Annotated in this window: 21 protein-coding genes; 14 read left to right on the top strand and 7 right to left on the bottom strand. The window is 66.3% G+C overall.

Annotated elements, in window-relative coordinates; translation table 11 throughout:
- Nucleotides 1-6: 6 nt before the first annotated feature.
- A complete protein-coding gene (locus FQU96_RS03395) occupies nucleotides 7-1,401 on the bottom strand; it encodes an aspartate aminotransferase family protein (RefSeq protein WP_218574582.1) in 1,395 nt (464 codons plus the stop codon).
- A gap of 193 nt (nucleotides 1,402-1,594) precedes the next feature.
- Between FQU96_RS03395 and FQU96_RS03390 the strand changes: the two genes are divergently transcribed.
- The gene (locus FQU96_RS03390; RefSeq protein WP_146539413.1) at nucleotides 1,595-2,485 is read left to right on the top strand and encodes a hypothetical protein; all 891 of its coding nucleotides are present in this window, start codon (nucleotides 1,595-1,597) and stop codon (nucleotides 2,483-2,485) included.
- A gap of 16 nt (nucleotides 2,486-2,501) precedes the next feature.
- On the opposite strand, the gene nudB is transcribed toward FQU96_RS03390, so the two are convergent.
- The gene (gene nudB, locus FQU96_RS03385; protein WP_146539412.1) at nucleotides 2,502-2,948 is read right to left on the bottom strand and encodes a dihydroneopterin triphosphate diphosphatase; all 447 of its coding nucleotides are present in this window, start codon (nucleotides 2,946-2,948) and stop codon (nucleotides 2,502-2,504) included.
- 91 nt (nucleotides 2,949-3,039) lie between these two features.
- Here nudB and FQU96_RS03380 point away from each other — a divergent pair, with 91 nt between their 5' ends.
- Entirely contained in the window at nucleotides 3,040-3,741 is a 702-nt protein-coding gene (locus FQU96_RS03380; RefSeq protein ID WP_146539411.1) for an NnrU family protein, read from the top strand.
- Between the two features lie 31 nt (nucleotides 3,742-3,772).
- Here the strand turns inward: FQU96_RS03380 and FQU96_RS03375 are convergent, their stop codons facing one another.
- The gene (locus tag FQU96_RS03375; protein ID WP_146539410.1) at nucleotides 3,773-5,404 is read right to left on the bottom strand and encodes an FAD-dependent monooxygenase; all 1,632 of its coding nucleotides are present in this window, start codon (nucleotides 5,402-5,404) and stop codon (nucleotides 3,773-3,775) included.
- Nucleotides 5,405-5,508: 104 nt separating this feature from the next.
- Between FQU96_RS03375 and prpB the strand changes: the two genes are divergently transcribed.
- From prpB to FQU96_RS03345, 6 genes are all read left to right on the top strand, one after another.
- Nucleotides 5,509-6,429 carry a methylisocitrate lyase gene (gene prpB, locus FQU96_RS03370; protein WP_146539409.1) on the top strand — a complete coding sequence of 307 codons (921 nt, stop codon included), beginning with the start codon at nucleotides 5,509-5,511 and terminating at the stop codon, nucleotides 6,427-6,429.
- A 164-nt stretch (nucleotides 6,430-6,593) separates the two neighbouring features.
- On the top strand, nucleotides 6,594-8,078 hold the full coding sequence (locus FQU96_RS03365) for an ABC transporter substrate-binding protein (RefSeq protein ID WP_146539408.1): 1,485 nt from the start codon (nucleotides 6,594-6,596) through the stop codon (nucleotides 8,076-8,078).
- Nucleotides 8,079-8,122: 44 nt separating this feature from the next.
- On the top strand, nucleotides 8,123-9,460 hold the full coding sequence (locus FQU96_RS03360; protein WP_146539407.1) for an amidohydrolase family protein: 1,338 nt from the start codon (nucleotides 8,123-8,125) through the stop codon (nucleotides 9,458-9,460).
- A gap of 38 nt (nucleotides 9,461-9,498) precedes the next feature.
- Nucleotides 9,499-10,443, top strand: coding sequence for an ABC transporter permease (locus tag FQU96_RS03355; protein WP_146539406.1), 945 nt, complete (start codon nucleotides 9,499-9,501; stop codon nucleotides 10,441-10,443).
- The gene (locus tag FQU96_RS03350) at nucleotides 10,440-12,392 is read left to right on the top strand and encodes a dipeptide/oligopeptide/nickel ABC transporter permease/ATP-binding protein (protein WP_146539405.1); all 1,953 of its coding nucleotides are present in this window, start codon (nucleotides 10,440-10,442) and stop codon (nucleotides 12,390-12,392) included. The genes FQU96_RS03355 and FQU96_RS03350 overlap by 4 nt, the downstream gene beginning before the upstream one ends.
- Nucleotides 12,389-13,429, top strand: a complete 1,041-nt coding sequence (locus FQU96_RS03345; protein WP_146539404.1) for an oligopeptide/dipeptide ABC transporter ATP-binding protein — start codon at nucleotides 12,389-12,391, stop codon at nucleotides 13,427-13,429. The genes FQU96_RS03350 and FQU96_RS03345 overlap by 4 nt, the downstream gene beginning before the upstream one ends.
- 145 nt (nucleotides 13,430-13,574) lie before the next feature.
- On the opposite strand, the gene FQU96_RS03340 is transcribed toward FQU96_RS03345, so the two are convergent.
- A complete protein-coding gene (locus tag FQU96_RS03340) occupies nucleotides 13,575-14,546 on the bottom strand; it encodes a tripartite tricarboxylate transporter substrate binding protein (RefSeq protein WP_146539403.1) in 972 nt (323 codons plus the stop codon).
- Between the two features lie 8 nt (nucleotides 14,547-14,554).
- On the bottom strand, nucleotides 14,555-15,976 hold the full coding sequence (locus FQU96_RS03335) for an amidohydrolase family protein (RefSeq protein WP_146539402.1): 1,422 nt from the start codon (nucleotides 15,974-15,976) through the stop codon (nucleotides 14,555-14,557).
- Between the two features lie 103 nt (nucleotides 15,977-16,079).
- On the opposite strand from FQU96_RS03335, the gene FQU96_RS03330 reads away from it, so the two are divergent.
- From FQU96_RS03330 to FQU96_RS03315, 4 genes are all read left to right on the top strand, one after another.
- On the top strand, nucleotides 16,080-17,036 hold the full coding sequence (locus FQU96_RS03330; RefSeq protein ID WP_146539401.1) for a LysR family transcriptional regulator: 957 nt from the start codon (nucleotides 16,080-16,082) through the stop codon (nucleotides 17,034-17,036).
- Nucleotides 17,037-17,169: 133 nt separating this feature from the next.
- The gene (locus tag FQU96_RS03325; RefSeq protein WP_178130288.1) at nucleotides 17,170-18,402 is read left to right on the top strand and encodes a CaiB/BaiF CoA-transferase family protein; all 1,233 of its coding nucleotides are present in this window, start codon (nucleotides 17,170-17,172) and stop codon (nucleotides 18,400-18,402) included.
- Between the two features lie 17 nt (nucleotides 18,403-18,419).
- Nucleotides 18,420-20,072, top strand: coding sequence for a thiamine pyrophosphate-binding protein (locus FQU96_RS03320; protein WP_146539399.1), 1,653 nt, complete (start codon nucleotides 18,420-18,422; stop codon nucleotides 20,070-20,072).
- Between the two features lie 101 nt (nucleotides 20,073-20,173).
- Nucleotides 20,174-21,172, top strand: a complete 999-nt coding sequence (locus tag FQU96_RS03315; protein ID WP_146539398.1) for an LLM class flavin-dependent oxidoreductase — start codon at nucleotides 20,174-20,176, stop codon at nucleotides 21,170-21,172.
- A gap of 1 nt (nucleotide 21,173) precedes the next feature.
- Here the strand turns inward: FQU96_RS03315 and FQU96_RS03310 are convergent, their stop codons facing one another.
- Nucleotides 21,174-21,815 carry a rhomboid family intramembrane serine protease gene (locus tag FQU96_RS03310; RefSeq protein WP_146539397.1) on the bottom strand — a complete coding sequence of 214 codons (642 nt, stop codon included), beginning with the start codon at nucleotides 21,813-21,815 and terminating at the stop codon, nucleotides 21,174-21,176.
- Nucleotides 21,816-21,839: 24 nt separating this feature from the next.
- The gene (locus FQU96_RS03305) at nucleotides 21,840-23,096 is read right to left on the bottom strand and encodes an argininosuccinate synthase (RefSeq protein WP_146539396.1); all 1,257 of its coding nucleotides are present in this window, start codon (nucleotides 23,094-23,096) and stop codon (nucleotides 21,840-21,842) included.
- Between the two features lie 201 nt (nucleotides 23,097-23,297).
- Here FQU96_RS03305 and FQU96_RS03300 point away from each other — a divergent pair, with 201 nt between their 5' ends.
- Nucleotides 23,298-24,278: a carboxymuconolactone decarboxylase family protein gene (locus FQU96_RS03300; protein WP_146539395.1), complete on the top strand. Its 981-nt coding sequence runs from the start codon at nucleotides 23,298-23,300 to the stop codon at nucleotides 24,276-24,278.
- A complete protein-coding gene (gene sigJ / locus FQU96_RS03295) occupies nucleotides 24,271-25,146 on the top strand; it encodes an RNA polymerase sigma factor SigJ (RefSeq protein WP_146539394.1) in 876 nt (291 codons plus the stop codon). Before FQU96_RS03300 ends, sigJ begins: the two co-directional genes overlap by 8 nt.
- Nucleotides 25,147-25,209: the final 63 nt, after the last annotated feature.

Below are 25,209 nucleotides of genomic sequence, written 5' to 3'. Positions count from 1 at the left end.
ACGGAACTACAGTCCCCTGATCTCGCGCTCCGCCTTCAGTGCCCGCACGGCACGGCGCAGGCCTTCGGCGGTGCGATCGACGTCGGCGCCGTCATGCACCGACGACACCAGCCCGCCGGGGCTGGGCATGACGTCGATACCTTCGTTCATCAGCGCCATGCGGATCTTGCCCACGAGTGCGCCGTCGCGGGCGCCCTTCAGACCCTTGAAGCCGAGCTTGTGCGGATCGAAGGTCGCCGGATCGACGGGCACGCCGTTGGGGTTGGCGAAGATGTGGAACGACGAGGCATCGCCGTAGACACCCCACGGCACGGCCTCCTCGACCAGCACCTGGCGCATGGCATCGCGCAGGCGCGCCGAGGTGGCGTTTGCGCGGTCGCAGGCATCGGTGTTGGCGACGATCTCCAACGCCGCGACGGCAGCGGCGGCCGACACCGGGTTGGCGTTGTAGGTGCCTTGATGCCCGACCTTCTCGCGTTTGCCGGCCCGCGTCACGGCGTAGTCGAGCAGGTCCAGGATATCGCGGCGACCGACGACGGCGCCGCCGGGCAAGCCACCGGCCACGATCTTGGCCAGGATGCTGAGATCAGGCGTGATTCCTAGCGCCTTCTGGGCACCACCCGATGACCAGCGGAAACCGGTGATCACCTCGTCGAAGATCAACAGCACGCCGCGGCGCGCCGTCGCATCGCGCAAGGCCTGGATGAAGCCCGGCGGCAGCGGCACCTGGCCCCAGGACGCACCCGATGGTTCGAGGATGACGGCGGCGATGTCGTCGCGCTCTTCGAGCAGCTTCACCGTCGGCGCCACGTCGTCGGTCGGCATCACGATGGAGAGATCGACGATCGACGGCAGCACGCCGACCGGCACGCCGCCGTCAAAATGCGATACGGCGCCGGCCACTACCTGGTCATGCCAGCCATGGAAGTGGCCGGTGAAGCGTACGATCTTCAGTTTGCCGGTGAACGCCCGCGCCAGGCGCAGCACCATGTGCGAGGCCTCGGTGCCGGACGACGTGAACCGCACCTTCTGGGCGCAGGGAATGAGACGCGTCACCAGCTCGGCCCAGCGCACCTCTAGCTCGTGCGAGGCGCCCAGGTGCGTACCGATGGCCATCTGCCGTTGCACGGCCTCGACCACCGCCGGATGGCTGTGTCCCAGCAGCAACGCACCATGGCCGCCGAAATAATCGACATAGTCGTGGCCGTCGGCGCACCATTTGCGAGAGCCCTGCCCGCGCTGCACGTAAAGCGGATAGGGATCGAGGTAACGCGTGTCGTGAGTGATGCCGCTGGGGAACAGCTTGTTGGCGCGCTCGAACAGCGCCGCCGAGCCGGGCGTGCGGGCACGATAGTCGGCGACGATCGTCGAATTGGTCTGCGCGTCGGCAGGCATCGCCATGGTCAGGCTCCCGATAGGACTGAAACACCGGACGGGAGACTACGGCGCACCGTCAACAGCCGACAAGCAAACTTGATGCACGCCAGAGTTGACAACGGCCTGCCCTCAGGGCGGGCCCGAGCAGGGACATGCCCCCGACCCGTGCGACCGCGCCGCAGTGGAGCTACCGCTCACAACGGGCTATGATGGGGCCATGCGTTTTCTCGTTGCCATCGCCGCTGCCGGCGCCCTGGGACTGCTGTCGACCGCGACCCTGGCGCAGGATCGCCAGCAGGCCACCACGCTAAAGGTCGACATCGAGGGCGAGACGATCTCCGTGCCGGCCCCGTTCGGCTACTGCGATCTGGAACCCGGGGACCGGCGTGACCGCGTACTGATTGCCAGCTTCGACCGGCTGGCCGGCCAGGACCGTGTGCTGCGCCGTCTGGCGCCATGCGACGAGTTGAAGTCCTGGCGTGCCGACACCGCACACGAGCCGATCGAAATCGTCCAGATCCTATGGACTCGCCGGCTCGACACCGAGGGCGAGGATCGGCGCACATTCCTGCGCCGTGTCGTGCCGGGCGACGTGCTGGGCAAGGCTCGTGTGCTCGAACTGGCGGAAAAGGGCTTTCCCACCGGCGGCACGGAAGACCGCTTCGCAGCCGTGGGCCTGATCGAGCGCACCGACCGGGCCGCCATCCTGGCGGAAGCCGTCGTAACGAAGATCGACGGCGAGACCCGCCAGTTCATGGCGCTGACAGCAACGACGGCGGTCGAATCGACGCCCATGATCGTGCAGGTGCTGACGCCGTACGACGACGGCTCCGAGATCGACTGGATGCTGCGCGACACCCGCGAACACATCGACCGCTTGCTGAGCGCCAATGGCGAGACCTCGCGCCGGTTCCGCGAAAGCCGCCCGCCGATCGGCGAAACTCCGCCTGACGTCACGACGCGCAAGGCGCGCACGCCGCGCGACCGCTCCACGCCGGGCTTCTTCGACAACAACGGCGGTTACATCGCGTTCGGCCTGCTGGTGGGCGGCGGCCTGCTGATCGCCATCGGCATGCTCGTCGCCCGGCGACTGCGGCCGACGCCGTAAGGCCCTTCGCAGAAGGTCACATCGACGTTGCCGCCATGCGCGGCAGCAGGCGCAAGGCCTCGCGGTTGGTGGGGGACAGGCAGCGCGCGATGGCGTCGCGCCACGACACCCAGACGTAGCGCTCATGCTCGCCCGGCGACAGCTGCACCGCACACGGCGCGGCAACACATACCGAGAACGTGTGTTCGACATTGTGCGTCACATCGGGCGCATAACGACGGCGCCACGCCGGCCAGATCGTGTAGCGATTGACCCAGTTCCATGCGCGCGGCGCTTCGGCATCGATGCCGGTTTCCTCAAACAGTTCCCGCCGTGCGGTATCCTGCATCGTGGCATCGCGCGTTTCGCGAGCGCCGGTGACCGACTGCCACGCGCCGGGACGCCCGACGCGCTGCAGCAACAGCACCTGCAGGCCGGGCGTGTGCACGACGACCAGAACCGACTCGGGCAAGGCGAAAGTCATGAGGCTACCCATCCGCCAGTGACGCTTTGGCAGTATAACTGAACAGTGTTAATATAAGCGCGCGGACATCATATCATGCACGAGGAAGCCGATGGGCCTGCTCAGCCATTCCATCCTTGCGGTAGCGCTCGCGACGACGTTGTTCGTGGGTGGGCACTTTGTGCTCTCGCATGGGCTGCGGCGACCGCTGGTGGCGGCGCTGGGCGATAACGGCTTTCGCGTCGTCTACTCGGTGGTGGCCGCGATCGGACTGGGCTGGATGATCTGGGCGCACAAGACGGCACCCTATGTCGCGTTGTGGGGCGATCCGCTGTGGGCACGCCACCTGTTGCTGCTGATCATGCTGGTGGCGGTGTTCTTTTTCATGCTGGGCATGACGTCACCCAGTCCCGGCGTGGTCGGCGCCGAGACCATCCCGATGTCCTACGATAGCGGGTTGGGTATCCACGCCATCGTGCGCCATCCCGGCCTCTGGGGCTTCGCGCTGTGGGGCGTCGGCCACCTGATCGCCAACGGTGATGCCGCCACGGTGATCCTGGCCGGCGGCATCGCCGTGCTGGCCTTCGGCGGCATGCTGGGCATCGACGCCCGCAAGAGCCGCTCGTTCCCCGACGCTTACGGTCGCTTCAAGGCGCACACGTCGAACGTGCCGTTCGCGGCGCTGGCTGCCGGCAAGGTGCAGCTCGACTGGTCGAAGATCGGCCTGTGGCGCATCGCGCTGGCCATCGTCGTCTACGCCGCGCTCCTGTTCGCCCATCGGTGGATCATTGGGCTGAGCGCATTGCCCGTGTGACCGGTTTCCTCGCCGCACGCACAGCCGCGCCTCAGGCAGCGGCGCGATGTGCGCCGTGCGCCGCTGGCTGAGAACGCGTGACGTCGCGCGGCACAGCCCTGAGATGCATCTGTTCGCGGAGGTAGCGCTCGATCACGGACGCTTCCAGGCGCTCGCCGCACAGCGCGACATGGCCGTCAGGTCGCAGCACATAGAACGATTGCCGGGGAATCCCCGCCCGCGCCAGCGCGACGTCGTTGATCGGGTCCGCCGGAACCGCGTGGATCTTGACCAGGTCGGCGTTGCCCGCGAACGCAGCCGCCGCCTCAGGCACATGCTGGCCGAACACAAGCAGATGGAAGCACGTATCGTCGAGAGTCTGATACAGATCCTCGGTCGGCCCGTTTGCCCGCAGCCGCAGCGTCAGCCACGGGAAACGGTCACCCGCCATCGGCGCTGTCTCGGTCACGCCAGGCAGCGTGCGCGACAGCGGGCTCGCGCGATAGCTGATGCCGATCTGGGAGATGGTGCGGAAGGCAAGCGTGCGTACGCGCTCGAAGGTCATGGCGAATGCCGCCAGCCGCGCCAGAATGCGGGTACGCAGCAAGCCGGCGAGCCAGCCGTCGGACACGATCAGCTGGAAAGCACGGTCGGTCGAGCCCAACAGTCGCTGCGCCACCGGGATGCGCTCCTGCTCATAGCTGTCGAGTAGCGCCGCATCGGCGCGTCCCTGGATCACGAGCGCCAGCTTCCAGGCGAGATTGTAGGCGTCCTGCAGGCCGGTATTCATGCCTTGGGCGCCCATCGGACTGTGGATGTGAGCCGCGTCGCCGAGCAGGAAACAGCGCCGGTCGCGGAACCGCGCCGCTGCCCGGTGGTGGATGTGATAGGTCGAGAACCAGTCGCAGGACTTGAAGACCAGATCGGTGCCGGCTTCCCGGGCAATCGCGGGCACCAGTTCCTCGAACGTGACCGTGTCCCGTTGCCGCATGTCCTTGGGCAGAATCCCGATCACGCGCCAGCGGTCCTTGCCGCGCATGGGAAAGAACAGGTGGAAGCCGTCCTGCCACAGGTAGACGTTCAGTTCGCCCGCCTTCATCGCCCCGGTCGCTTCGGTATCGGCGACGAAAAACGTCTGCTCGTAGGGCGCGCCGGGAAAGACGATGCCGCTCATCTCGCGCACGGGACTGCGCGAGCCGTCACAGCCGGCCACCCAGGCGGCCCTGATCTGCCGGACACTGCCGTCCGGCTGTTTCAGCGAGGCAACGACATGGCCGGGCGATTGCTCGAACGCGACCAACTCGGTGTTCCACTGCACGTCCACGCCGTGGCCGCCCAGGCTCTCGCCCAGGATGCGCTCGTTCTCGTCCTGGCCCAGCATCAGGACGAAGGGAAATGCACTCAGGTCCTTGCCGATGTCGCCGATGGGGATGCGGGCAGTCCATCGCCCGTTGGCCCACATGTTGGCGCCGCCGGCGATCGCACCGCGCGCCAATGCCGTCTCGGCGAGCCCCATTCGCGCGTAGATCTCCAGGGTGCGGGCCTGCACGGCCATCGCTCGGGTCTGCTGCGCGGGACCGGAATGCCGATCGATGATCATCAGGCGCACCCCGTGGCGCGCCAACTGGTTGGCAAGCATCAGGCCGGTCGGGCCGGCGCCGACAATCAGAACATCCGTGTCCATTCGACCCTCGAGGGTCTCTGTGCCGCCGTGATCAATCTTCGTACAGTACACCGTTCGCGCGACGGCCGCTAATCGGCGCGTCGATCGGGTTCAAGGAGCGTCGTATGCCGTATCTCGTTGCCACCGACCTGCCCAGCGCACCCGCCGGCGAGCGTTTCCGGGCATTGATCGATCGCGGCGGTATCGTTCAGATGCCGGGGGCCCATAACGGCATGGCGGCCCTGCAGGCAAAAGCAGCCGGGTTCGAGGCGCTCTACCTGTCCGGCGCCGCGATGAGCGCCTCGATGGGATTGCCGGATCTCGGCATCATCACCATTGAAGACGTGTGCTTCTTCATTCGCCAGGTCGCTCGCGCCAGCGGCCTGCCGGTGCTGGTCGACGGCGATACCGGCTATGGTGAAGCGCTCAACGTCATGCACATGGTGCGCAGCTTCGAAGACGCCGGCGCCGCCGCGGTCCATATCGAGGACCAGCTGCTGCCCAAGAAATGCGGTCATCTCAACGACAAGAAGCTGGCCGACGCCCGCGACATGGCGGCCAAGGTCGCGGCCGCCGCCAAGGCACGGCGCCATCTGTACGTCATCGCCCGCACCGATGCGGCGGCGAGCGAAGGTATCGACGGCGCCGTGGCACGGGCCAGGCTCTACATCGAGGCTGGCGCCGACGCGATCTTTCCCGAGGCGCTGACCAACGCCGAGATGTTTCGCGCCTTTGCGCAGGCGCTGCCGGGCGTGCCGCTGCTGGCCAACATGACGGAGTTCGGCAGGACACCGTTCTTCACGGCGCACGAGTTTGAGGCCATGGGGTACCGCATGGTCATCTGGCCGGTATCGGCGCTGCGCGTCGCCAACCATGCCCAGGAGAGATTGTACGCTGCCATCCGTCGTGACGGCGGGACGCAAAACATGGTCGAGGCAATGCAGACGCGGGCCCAGCTTTACGCGCTGATCGGGCTGCAGGACTACGAGGCGCTGGACGCCTCGATCGTCGCCACCATCATTCCCCAGGGCATGCCGCAGCGGTGACAGCCCTAGAAGAAATGCCGGCCACCAATGCACGCATCGGTGCGATGCGCATTGTTTCCCGATCTGAAATCAACAATTTCCCGATAGAACCTTTATTCATCCATCTGAAACTGTCACCGTGACCGTCACTGCAAACGTTTGTATTGTCTTTGTGGGAGGCCCGGATGGCGCGGTCAGGCCTGAGCCTGCTGGTGGCAGCCGCCTTGATGATCGGCGCTGGCAACGGCTGGAGCGCACCGAGCGGAACGCTGCGCTTCGGCACCAACCAGCAGGTCGATGACTGGGAGACACTGACCAAGGCCAACGGCACATACACGTCGCTCGTCTATGAGGGTCTGGTCGAACTGGCGCCCGACGGCGTGAAGATCGTACCGAAACTGGCCACGCAGTGGACGGAGAGCCCGACCAAGCTCGAATTCACGCTACGCACCGGCGTCACCTTCCATGACGGCACGCCCTTCGACGCCGCTGCCGTGGTCAAGAACCTGGAGCGCATTCGCGACACGCCCAGTCAGTGGCGCTACATCATGGCCGCGGTCGACAAGATCACGGCCGTCGATGCCACGCAGGTGCAGATCACGCTGAAGCAGCCGGCGCCGAATCTGTTGCCCAACCTGGCGCGTCGCGGCGCCTACATGATCTCGCCGCAGGCGCTCGACAGCGGCAAGTGGAAGACGGCGCCAGTCGGCACGGGACCGTGGAAATACGAGGTCAAGGATTCGATCCGGGGTCTGCGCACGGTCGTCAGCTTCTACGAAGCCTACTACGCGCCGCAAGCCGTCGGCCCCAGGCGGATCGAGGTGACTCACATCGTCGATGCCGACAGCCTCTACAACGCGTTGCGGACGGGACAGGTCGACATCGTCTGGACCAACCCGTCGCTGGCGACGCGTGCCGAGGCGGACGGCCTGAAGACGACGTGGTTCCCGTCAGTGCTCTGGCATCTGCAGATGATGGACACCGTCAAGGTGTTCAACAGCCAGAAACTGCGCCAGGCCATCTGCTACGCCACGAACCCGCAGGATTTCCTCGATGGCGCGTTGGGCGGCCATGGCAAGATCCACACCCATCGCCTGCGCGCAGGCCAGCCCGGATACAGCGCCGACATCAAGGGCTATCCATTCGATCTGGCCAAGGCGAAGCAGCTGATGGCCGAGCTGGGCAATCCCAAGGTCGAGTTCACGCTGGCCACCTTCGACACCCAGCGCACGATCGCCGAACTGTTCCGCAGCCAGATGGCGCAGATCGGCATCGAGGTGAAGATCGACCAGATGACCTTCGGCCAGTTCTTCAGCACCTTCCGCAGCGGCAAATACCCGGCCGCGATCCTTACCGACTCCGCCGATACCGGACCCTACGACTACTATCTCTATCACTTCGCACCGACCGGTGCCGGCAACCCGCTGCGTACGCCGTTCCCGCCGATCGACGACGCCGTGCGAGCGGCACTGGCCGCCACCGATCCGGCGACGCAGGACGCCGCTTGGCGCACGATGATCAAGGTCATCGACGAACAGGCGCTGGACTGTGGTTTCTTCGACTACACGGCCTACTGGGCCTACAACCCGAAGAAGGTGGGCAACATCGTGTCCACGATCGGCGACGTTGCGGTGTTCCGCTACGCCGATGCCCGGGTGATCAGCCGATAGCGCCGTTTTGCGCGCCATCCTTCTTTTGATGATGGGAGTTCGTCGTGCCCCAAGCCTCGCACCGCCCGCTGCTGATCAAAGGTGGACTCGTCCTGACCATGGACCCTGCCCTCGGTGATCTCGATACGGGTGACGTGCTCATCGAGCAGGACCGCATCAGCGCCGTTGGACCGCGACTCGACGCCACAGACGCCGACGTCATCGACGCCAGCGGCATGCTGGTGATTCCCGGACTGATCGATTCGCACACCCACATGTGGCAGTGCCCGCTCAAGGGCGCCGGCGCCGGCCTGTGGGGCATGGCGGACTACAGCAAGCACGTCTTCCCGCTGCGTGAGCGCTTCACCGCCGTCGACATGTACGACGCGACACTCGCGGCGGGCATCGAGATGCTCGACAAGGGCATCACCACCGTTCTCGATTTCTGCCACAACGTCATGACGCCGGGACACGCCGAGCAGGCACTGCGGGCGCACTGGGATACCGGCCAGCGCGTCCTGTTCGCCTATGGCATGCTGGGGCGTTTCGCGTCGCTGGAGGCCGATCAACCCTGGCGCCTGGAGCAGGTGCGCAGCCTGCACCGCCAGGTCAGCGAGCATGCCTCGCCGCTGGTGCGGCTGGGATTAGCACTCAGTTCGCCGGAATATGCCGGCATGAAGCTGGTGGCGAACGAGATCGAGGCCGGGCGCGCACTCGGCCTGCCCATGACCTTCCATCAGAATCCGCCGGGGCAGATCCGGGCGCTGCACGAGGCCAAGCTGCTGGACGGCGACATCGTGCCGGTGCACGCCAACCTCGCCACCGATGACGAGCTGGCGCTGGTTGCCGCTTGCGGTGGCGGGATCTCCTTCACGCCAGAAGGCGAGTTCGGCGGCGGGCGTTCGATGAGCATCATCGGTCGCGCGCACCGGGCGGGCGTGACCCCCAGCCTGGGCGTGGACGTGCCGTCGCGCGTGGCGCTCGACGTCCTGGCCCAGATGCGGCTCACCTTCTCGGTGATGCGCGCCGAGGAGGCCACGGTCGAGCGGCAGACCGGACGCTGGCCGCTCGAACGCCATCCCGGCACGCCGCATGTCGAGCCGCGGCACATGCTCGAATACGTGACGGTGAACGCGGCCCGCGCCGTGGGCCTGGGCGACACGCTGGGACGCCTTGCACCCGGCTGCCTGGCCGACGTCGTGCTGCTGCACACCGGGCCCTACGGCCTGTCGCTGGGTGATCCGGCCGCACACGTGGTGCTGCAGAGCACGGTTGCCGATGTCGATACCGTCATCGTCAACGGCGCCGTGCGCAAGCGCGCTGGTCGTTTGACGGATCTCGACCCTACAACCGCCACCGCCGCGACGCGGCGCGTGCGGGAGCGGGTCATGGCCACCCACTGAGTCCGACCGTCAGGCCAGCACGGGAGGGAAAAACACCCATGAGACGGCTGTTGCTGACCCGGCTGCTGTCCGTGGTGCCCATGCTGTTCTTCGTTTCGCTGTTCACTTTCCTGCTGGTCCGACTCACCGCCACCGACCCCGTGGCCCAGATCCTGGGCCAGAGCGCATCGAACGAAGACCGGGCGGAATACGCACACCGGCTCGGCCTCGACCGGCCGCTGGCCGACCAGTTCCTCGGCTGGGTCGGGTCGGCCCTGCAGGGCGACCTCGGCAATTCCCTCTACACGAACCTGCCGGTGGCCGAGTCGATCAGCGATCGCTTCGGCGTCACGCTGTCGCTGGCGCTCGCCGGCATGCTGTTCGCGCTGGTCGTCGGAATCCCGGTCGGCATTGCGGGCGCTTTGCGCCACGGCTCGCGCTGGGATCGCCTGCTGACCATCGTGGTATCCACGGGCCTGGCCGTGCCCAGCATCTGGCTTGCCCTGCTGCTGTCACTGGTGTTCGCCGTGACGCTGCGCTGGTTCCAGGTCATCGGCTACACGCCCTTTGCCGAGAGCCCGCTGCTGTGGGCCTGGGGCCTGGTGCTGCCGGCCATCGCCCTGGGCATCCACACGGCGGCCGTCATCGCCCGCCAGACCCGCAGCGCCATGATCGAGGTGCTGCATGCGCGCTATATCCAGGCCCTGCGCGCCCGTGGCCTGCCGCAGCGACGGATCGTCCTGCTGTACGCCACCAAGAACGCGCTGGTCCCGGTGCTCAGCGTCATCGCCATCCAGATGTCGGTGCTGGTCGGCGTCAGCTTCGTCATCGAGCGGATCTTCGCCATTCCCGGCCTGGGAACGCTGCTGATCGACAGCGTCGTGCGGGCGGACTTCCCCGTATTGCAGGGCACCGTGGTCGTCGTCGCCTTCGTGGTGCTGGTCGTCAACCTGCTGACCGACATCGCCTACGGCGTGATCAATCCCAAGGTGCGTCCGCAATGAGCGCGGGAACCATCGCCGACGAAAGGTCCGACGCTGCCGTGGTTGAACCCGAGAGCGATGTCCGTTCGCACACCCGCCTGTGGCAGCGCCTGGCACGACGACCGCTGTCGCTGACCTGCATCGCCTATCTGGTGCTGCTGTTCGTTCTGGCGATCGGCGCGCCCCTCGTCGCGCCTTACGATCCGTTCCACCCCGACATCAAGCTTCGGCTGCAAGGGCCCAGCGCGGTACACTGGCTGGGCACGGACGATCTGGGGCGCGATACGCTCTCACGCCTGATCTTCGGCGCGCGCACGGCCCTGCTGGCCTCGTTCCAGAGCGTGAGCTTCGGCGCTGTCGTGGGCATCACCACCGGCCTTGTCGTCGGCTATCTCGGCGGCTGGTTCGATCGCATCGCCATGCGGGTTGCCGACGTCATGCAATCCATCCCCGCCGTCCTGCTGGCCCTGGCCTTGATCGGCGTGCTGGGCAAGGGGCTGGGCAATGCGATGCTGGCGGTGGGCGTGATCTTCTCGGTCAGCTTCATGCGCATCACCCGCGCCGTGGTGCTCGCCGAAAAGGAACAGCTCTATGTCGATGCGGCGCGCGTACTGGGCCTGCGGACGCTGTCGATCATGCTGCGGCAGATCCTGCCCAACATCTCGCCGCCGCTGATCGTACAAGCCTCGATCGCCCTGGGAACCGCCCTGCTGATCGAGGCCATGCTGAGCTTCCTGGGCGTCGGTATCGACAGCACCCAGGTCAGTTGGGGCGCCATGCTCGAGACCGCCCGCCAGTTCCAGAGCCAGCAGCCGCTGCTGCCGATCTTCCCCGGCCTTGCCATCACGCTGAGCGTACTCGCCTTCAACCTGCTGGGCGATTCGCTGCGGGACGCCACGCTGCCCACGGGCGCCACGGCTGAGAGCAGCATAAGCCGACGCACCGTTGCTCCCTTCGCGGTGTCGCCGACGTCGGTACACCGGCCGGAGGCACCGGCTGACGCATTGCTCGCGGTCAGCGGTCTCACCGTCGCTGCGCCGCGTCCGGGCGGCGGCTCGGCCGAACTGCTGAGCGACGTCTCTTTCCACGTGATGCGCGGCGAGACACTGGGCCTGGTGGGCGAGTCAGGCTGCGGCAAGTCAATGACTGCGCTGGCTGTCATGGGCCTGCTGCCGCCGGCCGTCAGCATCGCCGCGGGATCGATCCGGCTCGCCGGTACCGAGCTCGCCGGCCTGGACGACGATGCAATGCGACAGGTACGGGGCCGTCGCGTCGGCATGGTCTTCCAGGAACCGATGGCGGCGCTATCGCCGGTGCACACCGTGGGACGTCAGATCAGCGATGCGGTGCGCGCCCACACCGGCCTTGGCCGCCGGCAGGCGCTGGCGCGCGCCGCCGAGCTGCTGGCGTTGGTCGGCGTGCCCGACCCGCATCGCCGGCTCCAGGACTATCCGCACCAGTTCTCCGGCGGCATGGCCCAGCGGGTGGTGATCGCCGGCGCGCTGGCGTGCGAACCGGAGCTGCTGATCGCTGACGAGCCGACGACGGCCCTCGACGTCACCATCCAGGCGCAGGTGCTGGATCTGCTGATGGACCTGCGCCAGCGCCTCTCGATGTCGGTGTTGCTGATCACCCATGACCTGGGCGTGGTTGCCGATGCGTGCGATCGGCTGGCCGTGATGTACGGCGGCGAGGTGGTCGAGACCGGCAACGTCGAGGCCACGTTCAGCCACCCGCGGCATCCTTATACAGCCGCCCTGCTGGCCGCGATGCCGCGCGGCGAGGGCGTCGGTTCCCGGCTCGCCACGATTCCCGGTCGCGTGCCGCCGGCCTGGGCGTGGCCGCAAGGTTGCCGCTTCCACCCCCGATGCGCTCACGCCGTTGCAGCCTGCCGCCAGGAACCCAACATATTGCGCCACGGCGTGCGCTGCCGGCGAGCGGATGAGCTGACCTTGACGGATGCCAGATGAGCGACGTCCCGCTGCTCGCTGTCGAAAACCTGTCGGTCAGCTACCCGCTGAAGCGCGGCCTGTTCGGCGGCGCCCTCACGCTCGCAGCCGTGCGCGACGTCAGCTTCACGATCGAGCGCGGCCGCACGTTCGGGCTGGTCGGTGAATCGGGATCGGGGAAAAGCTCGATCGGCCGCGCCATCCTGGGGCTGACACCATCTTCCGGAGGCCGGGTCGTCTTCGACGGCACCGACGTGAGTGCCTTCGGTGAACGACTGCCTTTGTCGTTCCGGCGCGAGGTCCAGGTGATCTTCCAGGACCCGCTGTCATCGCTCAACCCGCGCCAGACCGTGGGCACCACGATCGGGCAGGCGATCCATCGCCACCATGATGTCTCGCACCAGCAATGCCAGCGCGAGATCGCCACCGTGCTCGACAGCGTCGGCCTGGCCGCGTACCAGGCCGAGCGCTATCCCTACGAGCTGTCCGGCGGCCAACGCCAGCGCGTGGCGATCGCCCGCGCCCTCGCCGTCCGGCCGCGCCTGATCATCTGCGACGAGCCGGTGAGCGCATTGGACGTCAGCACGCAGAGCCAGGTCATCAATCTGCTAATCGATCTTCAGCATGCGTTCGGCTTGAGCTACCTGTTCATCGCCCACAATCTCGATGTGGTGCGTCACATCAGCCACAGCATCGGTGTCCTGTATCTCGGGCGCCTCGTCGAGGCCGGCCCGGCCGACACCGTGTACAGTGCACCGGCGCATCCCTACACGCAGATGCTGCTGGCTTCGACCCTGGTCGCCGATCCGCGCGCACAGGCCGTTCGATCGCAGGCGCGGCGCCGCCAGCCGCGGTCCGAGCCACCCAGTCCGCTGAGCCCGCCACCCGGCTGTCCCTTCAACACACGCTGCGCCTGGGCTGCCGACGTCTGCCGAACACAGATGCCGACGTTCGAGGCGGCGGCATCGCAAGATCGGCACGCCGCCTGCCATCGAATCGATGCGGTCGCCTCTTCTCCCCGCTTAGGCGGGGAGAAGGTGGCGCGAAGCGCCGGATGAGGGGCTTCTGCGATGCTCGCTTCAGGAGCGGTCGGGGCATTTTCGTACTGACGTGAAGCCCCTCATCCGCCTCAGGTACTTCGACGCAAAGCGTCGAAGTACCGAAACGGGCACCTTCTCCCCGCCTTCGCGGGGAGAAGGGATACTACTCCGGTGCCGTGATCTTCTCGTCGCGGATCACCTTGGTCCAGCGGGCGACCTCGCTGCCGAGGAACGCCTGTGCCGCGCCCGGTGCGGTGCTCCAGACCTCGGCGCCCTGCGCGCGGATCTTGTCGACGACATCGGGCCGCTGGAGGATCGCCTGTGTCGTTTCACTGAGCCTGGCCAGAAGCGGCGCCGGCAGGTTTCGGGGTGCGGCGAGCGCATACCAGGCCAGGGCATCGAACTCCGGCAGCAGCGTCTCGGCCACCGTCGGCACGTCGGGTACCTGCCGATAGCGCGCCCTGGAGGTCACGGCCAGCATCCGGATCTTGCCGCTCTCAACCTGCGGCACCATGCCGGCCACCGAGCTGAACAGGACCGGGACCTCACCCGACAGCAGCGCCAGCATCGGCGTGTTGCCGCCCTTGTACGGGACATGATTCATCTGGATGCCGGCGCGCGATTGCAACAGCAGCGCCACCAGATGCATGCCGCTGCCGACGCCACCGGTGGCAAAGTCGATCTTGCCGGGCTCGGCCCGTGCCCGTTGCACCAGATCCTGGAGGCTGGCGTAGGGCGGCTTCGGCAAGGTCATGATCGCAAACGGACTGCTGGCCACCATCGAGATCATGGTGAAGTCGTCGACCGCATCGTAGGGCAATGACTTGTAGAGCCCCGGCGACGTCGCATGGCCCGACGCCATGAGGAACAGTGTGTATCCGTCGGGATCGCTGCGGGCGACGGCCTGCGCCCCGAGCGTTCCACCGGCGCCGGGCTTGCCTTCCACGAAGGCCTGCTGGCCCAGGCGTTCGCTGAGACCCGCGGCGATCAGGCGTGCGATGGCATCGACGGGTCCGCCGGCGGTGAAACCGTGCACGATGCGAATGGGCCTGGTGGGATAGCCCTGCGCCACTGCCGGCGTCGCCAGGACGCCGGCCAGAACGGCCAAGCAGGCCAGTCTGATCCAGCGATTCATGACGCGGCTCAGAAGACGTAACGGTCCGGCAGCGGACCGCTGTCGACTGATTTGTAGACGAACTTGCCCTCCTCCATCATGCGCAGGCGGGAGTCCATGACGTCCTGATGCAGCTTCTGCAGCCGGTCCTCGGGGAACGTCAGCTTGCCGCTGCGCTTCACGAACGTGCCCGCGATCATGACGTTCTCGATGTCGGCGGTCTCGGCGTACATCACCACCACGTGCGCCGGGTCGCCACCGGGCAGCGCCGGGAAGATGTTCATGCCGCGCGTGTCGATCATGATGAGGTCGGCCTGCTTGCCCGGTGTCAGAGAGCCGATCTTGTGATCCAGCCGCAGCGCCTTGGCACCACCGATCGTGGCCCATGCGACCGCATCGCGTGTGCGCGTGGCGTGCTGTGTGGCCGCCGGCCACTGACCGGCCTCGCGCAGGCTGCGATTGTCCATCGCACGCTGTTCCTGGAACGCATGCCGCGTCACCCAGAGCATCGAGCTGTTGAAGTAGGGATCGCAGTCGGTGCCCAGCGACGGCATGGCACCGAACTTCACCATGCGGCCCAGCATCGCCGGCTGTTCGTAGTTCAGCGCTTCGGTGAGGCAGGTCGCGGTGATGGTGCAGCCGGCGTCGAGAACGATCTTCAGCTCGTCCTCGGAGAAGCAGTTGCCGTGGGCGATGTTGTGGTCGGGCCCCAACAGGCCTTCCTTCGCCAGCCGCGGCATGCCGTCCTCGACCACGCGCTTGCCCTTGCGGCCATAGGTGTGGGCCGAATTAATCAGGCCGTATTCGCGCGCCAGCCGGATGTCATGCGCGGCAACATCGTACTCGCCCCAGTCCGGGCCCAGGATGGCCATCGCCAGGGTGACCAGGCGATCGTCCGATGCGAACCGGCCGGTGCGCAGGCGATGGATCTCCTCGCGCGGGAACGGCTTCTTGTAGTACGGCACCTCGCCCGCCTTTTCCGGCGGCTTCACCGTGCCGCGCGCGAACACCGCGCGAATGCCGGACTCCTCAAGGGCATCGATGGCGGCGTCCGTCATGTCCGCGTCGCGCAGGATGTGACACCAATCCATGATGGTCGTGGTGCCGTTGCGGATCTGATTCAACGCGCCCAGCAAGTTGCCCAGATAGACGTCGCGTGCCTGATACCGGGTCGCGAGATTCTTGTGCATGTTGCCGTGGTAGTCGCGGATGCCCACCCAGTCCGAACCGATGCCGCGCAGCTGGTACTCCCACGTATGGATGTGCGCATTCACCAGCCCCGGCATCACGAGGCGACCACTGCCGTCCACGACCGCTGCGTTTGGCGCCGTGATGTTCCTCTCGACGGCAACGATGCGATCACCGTCGATCAGGATATCGCCGCGATCGAGATCACCGATCTGCGGATCCATCGACAGAATGCAGGCATCTTTGATCAGGGTCTGGGGCATTTCGGCAGAGTCCGCAGGTTGATTTGATGCCTCATGTTGACGGTTTCCCAGCGATCAATAAAGATGTCACACTGAAACTGTCGATTTCTTGAGAAGAAATAATATGGATCGACTGACAGCCATGGCTGTATTCCGCAAGGTGGTCGAGCGCGGCAGCTTCACTGTCGCGGCCGAACACCTGAACATGTCCAACGCGTCGGTCAGCAAGTACGTCGCATCGCTCGAGACGCGTATCGGCACGCCGTTGCTGACGCGCACCACGCGACGCGTGAGCCTGACGGAGGCCGGCCGCAGCTACTATGCGAAGTGCATTCGGATTCTCGACGAGATCGAGGAAGCGGAGACATCGACCGGCCAGTTGCAGACGACGCCACGCGGCCTGCTGAAGGTGCGCGCACCGGTGTCGCTGGGTGCCGCCCGCTTCGGCCGCACCGTGGCCGATTTCCTGGCGCGCTTCCCGGATGTGACGATCGAGATGACGCTGAACGATCGCTTCAGTGACCCCGCTGACGAAGGCTTCGACGTCGCGCTGCTGATCGCCGGCAAGGTGACCGGCCTGACACGCGCGACGCAACCAATCGCCCGGATGGCCCGTGCGCTGGTGGCGGCCCCGGCGTATCTCGCGCAGCATGGCATGCCCACGTCGGTGCCCAGCCTCAAGCGCCACAACTGCATCATCTACAGCCGCGGCCACGTGCCGGACGAATGGCGCTTCAGCGGCACCGGCGGCGAGCGGGTGGTGCGCGTGAGCGGCAACTGCCGCTGCAACAACGCCATGCTGCTGCGCGAGGCGCTGCTGGAGGGTGCCGGCATCGGGCTGTTGCCGACCTTCCTGGTGACCGCCGACCTTGTCGACGGCAGCCTGCAGATGCCGCTGTCGGAATGGGTGCCGGAGTCGCGCACGATCTATGCGGTCTTTCCGCAGCAGCATCATCCGTCGGCCAAGGTGCGTGCCTTCGTCAACTTTCTCGCCCACAGTTTTGCCGCCGACAGCCAATGGCAGATTGCGCCGCACGAAGGGCGCGAGGCGTTCACCAATCTGCTGACACCGGCAGCATGACGATCGACCGACAGGCGGCCCTGCAATCCCTGCGGACAGGCAAGGCGTAATCGCCGGTTGCGGCGGTGCGCTCGCGTCTGCCACGCTGATGATTGTGAAGAGGCCGACACGTGCCTCGCACGGAGGAACGGCCATGGTGGATGCGCCCAGCACCACGACCGGCTGCTTGGCCGGCGTGCGGATCCTGGATCTCACTCAGTTCGAAGCCGGCCCGTCCTGTACCGAGGCGCTGGCATGGCTGGGCGCCGAGGTCGTCAAGGTCGAGAATCCCAAGGGCGGCGATCCCGGCCGTTCGGCGTTTCGTGGCAAGCCGGGCCAGGACTCGTGGTACTTCTTGCTGTTCAATGCCAACAAGAAATCGATCACGCTGGACCTGAAGAGTCCGCGCGGCATCGGCCTGGTCACCGAACTGGCGCGCAAGGCCGATGTCTTCATCGAGAATTTTGCACCCGGTGCCATCGAACGATTGGGCCTGGGCTACGACGCGATCCGCAAGGTCAATCCCGGCATCATCTATGCCCAGGTGAAAGGCTTCGGCACCGGCAGTCCCTTCGAGAATAATCTCGCCTTCGACATGATCGCGCAGGCGTGCGGCGGCATCATGAGCGTCAGCGGCGAGCCCGACGGGCCGCCCGTCAAGCCCGGCGCGACGCTGGGCGATACGGGCACAGGCATGCTGCTGGCCATCAGCGTTCTGGGCGCGCTTTATCGGCGCAAAGGCACCGGCCAGGGCGAGCGGCTGGAAATCGCCATGCAGGACGCGATGCTACACTATATCCGCGTCTGCTTCGCCGCCATGGCCGCCACCGGCGAGCCGGCGAAGCGCGCCGGCGCCAAGCTGTCATCGGGCGGCAACCCGCCGTGCGGCATCTATCCCTGCAAGCCCGGCGGCGCCAACGACTACGTCTATATCTACACCAGCCGTGCCAACCCGGCGCACTGGCATCGCCTGCTGCAGATCGTCGGCCGCGAAGACCTGATCGGTGATGCTCGCTACGAGACCGGCCTTGCCCGCACCGAACGCGAGCCGGAGATTGATGCGATGATCGCCGCGTGGACGCGCCGACACGACAAGCATGAAGCCATGCGCCAGCTGGGTGCCGCGGGCATTCCGGCGGGCGCCGTGCTCGATACCGGCGAGTTGCAGAACGATGCCAGCTTCGAAGCGCGGCACATCATGCAGACGATCGAGCATCCCACCAACGGCCCGTTCAAGATGCCGGCCTGGCCGGTACGGCATGACGGCGCGCCGCCGCCTGTGAAACCGGCGCCGCTGCTGGGCCAGCATAGTGACGACGTGCTCGGCACATGGCTGGACCTGAGCGCGGATGACATCAAGCGATTGCGCGCCGACGGCGTGATCTAGGCGAGGAGGCACCGGATATGGCCGAGCTGACCGGATCGGAAATCCTGGCGAAAGCGCTGAAGAACGAAGGTACGGAAAACCTGTTCTTCCTGATGGGCGGGCCGATGCTGCTGGCCGAGGCCTCTTGTATCAAGGAAGGCATCCGGCCGATCGACGTGCGACACGAACAGGCTGCGGCATTGATGGGCCAGGCCTACAGTCGCCTGTTGCAGAAACCCAGCGTCTGCATGGCGGCCAGCGGACCCGGCGTCATCAATCTGACCACCGGCCTCGCCAACGCGCTGATCGACTGCGCGCCTGTCGTGGCGATCGGCGGCTCCGCGCCGATCAGCCAGTTCGGCCGCCAGGTCTTCCAGGAGATCGACCAGGTCGCACTGCTGAAGCCGTGCACCAAATGGGCCGATCGCGTCTACAACCTCAAGCGCATCCCCGAGCAGGTGAACGCAGCCTTTCAGAAGGCGATGGGCGGCAAGCCCGGTCCGGTCTACCTCGATTTCCCTGGCGACATCCTCTACGGCAAGATCCCCGAAGAACAGATCGACTGGAGCCTCAGCGGCCGGCCGCTGTTGAACGCGCGGCCCATGGGCGACCCCAGCCAGGTGGCGCGACTGGCCGAAGCCATCGCCAGTGCCAAGCAGCCGATCATCCTGTCGGGCAGCGGCGTGATCTGGTCGCGCGCCTGGGACGAGATGCGCCAACTGGTCGAAAAGGCCGGCATCCCGTTCTATACCACGCCGCAGGGCCGCGGTGTGCTGCCGGACGACCATCCGCTGTCGTACCTCACCATGCGCTCGGCGGCGTTCCGTGAAGCCGACCTGATCATCGTGATCGGCACGCGCATGAACTACATCATCGGCCACGCCGCGCCGCCGCGTTTCGCTACTGGCGCCACCATCGCCCGCATCGACATCGATGCTGACGAGATCGCCTCATCGCCGCGCACGGTGCATATCGGCATCGTCGGCGACTGCAAGATGGTGCTGACCCAGCTGCTGGCCGACATCGACAAGCGTGTCAGCGCCGAACGCTTCGCGCCCTGGCGCAAGAAGCTGGCCGACGGCGAGGCCGCCAAGCGCGCGGCGCCCGGCGCCAACAAGCCGATGGACGACGCGCCGATCCACCCGCTGCGGCTGTGCGATGAGATCAAGAACTTCATGCAGCGCGACGCCATCCTGGTGGTCGACGGTCAGGAGATCCTGAACTTTGGTCGCCAATCGATGCCCACCTTCGCGCCGGGCCATCGCCTGAACTCGGGACCGTTCGGCACCATGGGTGTCGGCCTGCCCTTCGGCCTGGGCGCCAAGGTCGCCAAGCCCGACAAGCAGGTGATCGTCGTGCACGGCGACGGCTCGTTCGGACTCAACGCCATGGAGCTCGATACCGCCGTGCGCCACCGCATCCCGGTGCTGGTGGTGATCAGCCTCAATGGCGGCTGGACCGCCGATCCCAACCGGGACAAGCCAGGCCGCGATCTCGGCTACACACGCTACGACAAGATGGCCGAGGCGCTGGGCTGCCATGGCGAGTATGTCGAGCAGCCCGACCAGATCCGGCCGGCGTTGGAGCGGGCTCAGAAGAAGGTCGATGCCGGCATGGTGGCGGTGGTCAACGTCAAGACCGACTACCGCGCCCGCGCCGACACCGCCCGCTTCGCGGATTATTCGACGTAGCGGACTCTGTCATGTCGAGCGCAGCGAGACATCTCGCGGAGAAGAGGACTCCATTCCCGGGAGATTCCTCGCTACGCTCGGAATGACGTGAAAGACATCCCATGAAAATCGGCGTCCTGCAGTTCTTCAGCTGGCCCGAACGGCGCGTGTCGCTCGAGACCGTGTACCAGCGTGCCCTGCAGCGCATCGAGATCATGGACCGCACCGGCTTCGATGCGGTGTGGCTGGCGGAACATCATTTCAGCACCTTCAGCGTCTGCCCGTCGGTGCACATGGTGGGCACCATGGCCGCCGCGCGAACGACGCGCCTGCGCATCGGCACGGCTGTATCGCTGGCAGCGCTCTACCACCCGCTACGCCTCGCGGAGGAAGTGGCCCTGCTGGACGTGCTGAGCGGTGGGCGCGTCAACTGGGGTGCCGGCCGGGGTTTCTCGCTCACCGAATTCAACGCCTTTGGCGTGCCGCCGGAAGAAAGCGCGGCGCGCTTCCGCGAGACCGTCGAGATCGTGCTGCGTGCCTGGACCGAGCCACGGTTGAGCTTCGCGGGCGACTACTTCAAGTTCGAGGACGTCGAGTTGCTGCCCAAGCCGCTGCAACGGCCGCATCCGCCGACATGGGTGGCGGCGACATCCGATCCGGCCATCGACTGGGCGGCCAGCCGCGGCTTTTCGATCCTGATGGACCCGCATTCATCGATCGCCGATCTCGGCCGCAAGCGCCGGCGTTACGCCGAACAGATGGCGAAATCGGGCTTTGCACCGGATGGTCGCGACATCCCCATGGCACGCCTGGTCGCGCTGGCGGAGACCGAGGAGAAAGCGGCCGACGTCGCCCGCCGCGGTGCAGCCTGGCTGGTCGATGCCTATGCCGGGCCGCAGCATCAGAAAGGCAAGACGATGCATGTGGCGCGGACGTATGACGGTCTCGATCCGGTCGAGTTCTACCTCAAGGAGGTCGTGCTGCACGGAACGCCCGACTCCATCGTCGAGCGCATTCAGGCACTGCAGGTTGAGGTCAGCTTGAACTACCTGATGTGCGCGCCGCTCAGCCACGAGTCTTTCATGATGCTGGCCGAAAAGGTCGTGCCGCGGCTGGTGTGATCTACCACCGCCAGCCGGCGAACGGACGCACGAGCAGCAGGCCGGCGATGAAGCCACCGACATGGCCGGCCCAGGCGATGCGGTCACCGCCGGGTGTCGAGCCGAAGAAGCCCAGACCGACCTGCATGACGATCCACAGGATGGCGAACGGTACCAACGCATTCATGCGGCCGCGTTCGCGCATCAACAACAGCAGGCCGCCGAACAAGCCGCTGATGGCGCCGGATGCGCCCAGCATCAGATCGGTCGACGTCGGGTAGATCAGCGCATGCAGCAGCGCACCGGCGATGCCGGTGACCAGGTAGAAGGCGACATAGCGCGACGCTCCGAGGAAGCGTTCCACCGGTGCGCCGAAAGCAGCCAATGTCGCGGCGTTGATGCCGACATGCATCCAGTCGGCATGCAGGAACATGTGCGTCACCGGTGCCAGCAGCAGCGACAGTTCGTCGGCCGGCGCATCACCGAAGTAGCGCGCCGGAATGACGGAGAAGAACAGGATCAGCGACTCGTCGGTTTCCGCCGACAGCATCTGCCGCAACAGGTGCAGCACCAGCAGGACGACGATCAGTCCGAGCGTCATCGGCGGCAGGTTGATGGCCGGCTCGCCGCGCGGTGGCGGCTGGTCGCGCTGATCGAAAGGCACGCAGAGATCCCGCTGGCTGGCCGGTCAGGTGTTGGGGCCGCCCTGGCCCAAGGCACGCAGGCGCAGGCGCAGCGCATTGAGCTTGATGAAGCCCTCGGCGTCGCGCTGGTCGTAGGTGCCCTGGTCGTCCTCGAACGTGACGTGCTGCATGCTGTAGAGCGACTTGGGCGACTTGCGGCCGACCACGGTCGTGTTGCCCTTGTAGAGCTTCAACCGCACGGTGCCGGTGACGTTCTCCTGGCTGCGGTCGATCAGGGCCTGCAGCATCTCGCGCTCGGGCGAATACCAGAAGCCGTAGTAGATCAACTCGGCATAGCGCGGCATCAGCTCGTCCTTGAGATGCGCCGCGCCGCGATCAAGCGTGATGCTCTCGATACCGCGGTGGGCCGCATACAGGATCGTGCCGCCGGGCGTCTCGTAGACGCCGCGGCTCTTCATGCCCACGAAACGGTTCTCGACCAGGTCGAGGCGGCCGATGCCGTTGGCCTTGCCAAGCTCGTTGAGCTTGGTCAGCAGCGTCGCCGGCGACAGTTTCACACCGTCGATCGCGACCGGGTCACCCTTCTCGAAGTCGATGGTGATGTAGGTGGCCTTGTCCGGCGCCGCTTCGGGCGAAATGGTGCGCTGGTAGACCATCTCATCCGGCTCTTCCCAGGGATCCTCCAGCACCTTCCCTTCGGATGACGAGTGCAGCAGGTTGGCGTCGACCGAGAACGGCGCCTCGCCGCGCTTGTCCTTGGCGATCGGGATCTGGTGCTTCTCGGCGAACTCGATCAGCGTGGTGCGGCTGGTCAGCTCCCATTCGCGCCATGGCGCGATGATCTTGATGTCGGGCTTGAGCGCGTAATAGGTGAGCTCGTAGCGCACCTGGTCGTTGCCCTTGCCGGTGGAACCATGGGACACCGCATCGGCGCCCAGCTCGCGCGCAATCTCGATCTGCCGCTTGGCGATCAGCGGCCGCGCGATGGAGGTGCCCAGCAGGTACTGGCCTTCGTAGAGCGCATTGGCGCGGAACATCGGGAACACGAAGTCGCGCACGAACTCCTCGCGCACGTCTTCGATGAAGATGTTCTCAGGCTTGATGCCCAGCATTTCGGCTTTCTTGCGCGCCGGGTCCAGCTCCTCGCCCTGACCGAGGTCGGCAGTGAAGGTGATCACCTCGCAGCCGTAGGTCGTCTGCAGCCATTTGAGGATTACGGACGTATCCAGGCCGCCGGAATAGGCGAGCACGACTTTCTTGATGTCGCCCCGCTTGTGGGGGCCGGCGTACTGGACGGACACGATCAAGACCTCTCGGACGGCGCGGTCAGCCGCAAAACAAGGCACCGGACCACGTTGGCACGGGTTCAGCAAGGCGGCCGGAGTATAGGCAGCGCCAAAGCCGGGGCAAGCGGCGAAATCCTGAATAAAATCAATTCATTGGCTGGATGTCACAGATTTCGTGCCTGGCACGTCTGGTGGGTACGAATGCCGGAGACCGCCGTGACGATGCCCGATCCGTCCACCACAGCCCGCGCGACTTCCGCCGACGTGCCGCGTCCGGGGCATGGGGCCCTGACCTATGTCATTCCCGCGCTGCTGGGGGTGAACGCCCTGATCATGCTGGCCGCCGGCCCCTTCTGGTACGCAACGACTCCGGGCGTCCCGCAGACAGGGCCATACAACGGGCACTTCGTGGCCGATATCGGCATCGCTTTCGCCGCCGCCTCGGTCAGCTTGCTGATGGGACTACTGCCGCTGCCGCAGGCTCGGCTTTTTGCCCTGCCAGGCGCGATCTTCCTGATCGGCCACGCCCTGCTGCACCTGCTGGGCATCGTCCACCATGGGCTGTCCGACGTCGTCGCCGTCGCCACGGAAATCATCGGTATCTACCTGCCGGCATGGGTGGCATGGCACATCGTCCAGCCGGAACTGCCGACCCTGGTGGCCATGGTCCGAGCGCCTGCCCTGGTGATCAACGCTGGCATTCGCGCCGCCGAACGACGCCTGGGTGTCACGATGGACTATGTCCGCGACATCGCCCGGACATCGCCGGCCACCTTCGGCAAACTGCAGCAGGTGAGCGCTCTGGCAAACCGGAAACCGCACGGCGATCCGGCGCCCTTCCATTTCGCCGGACTGGGCGCCGTGGTGCACGACGATTGCGGCGAGTGCGTTCAGATCCACGTTAACCTGGCGCGTGCTGACGGCGTGCGCGCGGACTGGCTGCGCGCCGTGCTGGCGGATCAACTGGATGACCTGCCGGCGCCGTTGGCCGACGCCTTTCGCCTGGGGCGGGCGGTAGCCGCTGGCGATCCGGCCATGGAAACGTATCGCGCCCGCCTGCAGCAGCACTATGGTACCGCGACGGTCGCGGCACTGGCCTTCGAGATCGGTATCGCCCGCTTCCACCCCAGCCTGAAGCGTGCTCTGGGCGTGGCCCGCAGTTGCACCCCGGTGTCCGTGAAGGTGAGTGATGGCTGAGCACATCCACGACGACCCCGTCGCGACATTCGAGGCCGAACGCTCTCGTTTGCGCGCGCTGGCCTACCGCATGCTGGGCACGCTGGGCGATGCCGAGGACGCCGTGCAGGATACCTACCTGCGTTGGCACCGGACCGATCGCAGCACCGTACGCAAACCGCAGGCCTGGCTGGTCTCGGCCTGCACCCGCATCTGCATCGATCGCCTGCGCCGCGCCCGCACCGAGCGCGATGCCTATATCGGGCCATGGTTGCCCGAGCCGATGGTTGTCGAGACCCAGGACTCGCCGACGCTCGACGACACCCTGTCGCTGGCGTTCCTGGTGGTTCTGGAACGGCTGAGCCCGGCCGAGCGGGCCGCCTGGCTGCTGCACGAGGCTTTCGAGTATGACTACGGCGAGGTTGCCAGTGCCCTGGAGAAGAGCGAGGAGGCCTGCCGCCAGCTGGTGTCGCGGGCCAATCGCCACCTGAAGGCGGCGCGGCCGCGCTTCGCGCCCGACCGGGCACAGGCCGATGCGCTCGCCATGCGTTTCGCCAAGGCATCCCTGACCGGCGATCGCGCCGCCCTGATGGACATGCTGGCACCGGATGCCGAACTGTGGTCGGACGGCGGCGGCAAGGCGGTGGCGGCCCTCAATGTCATCACCGGCGCTGACCGCGTGATGCGTTTCGTGGTCGGCATCACGCGCAAACAGCCCGCAGAAATGCAGCGTACACCCGTGCGGATCAACGGCATGCCCGGTGTGATCGGCCACCTCCACGGCGCGCCACGGCTCACCTTGTCACTCGACATTGTCGATGGACGCATCGCCGGCATCTACATCGTGCGCAATCCCGACAAACTGAAACGCTTGCCATCACTGGTATGACGGTCGGTACAGCGACCGAGCGTCATCTCGCCACCGCGGGTGACGACCGTCTATAATCGCGGT

Origin of the sequence: Reyranella sp. CPCC 100927 (assembly GCF_007859315.1) — a bacterium.
Taxonomy (GTDB): domain Bacteria; phylum Pseudomonadota; class Alphaproteobacteria; order Reyranellales; family Reyranellaceae; genus Vineibacter.
Note: the sequence above shows the minus strand (reverse complement) of the source record. Positions and strands in the feature narration are given on the sequence as shown.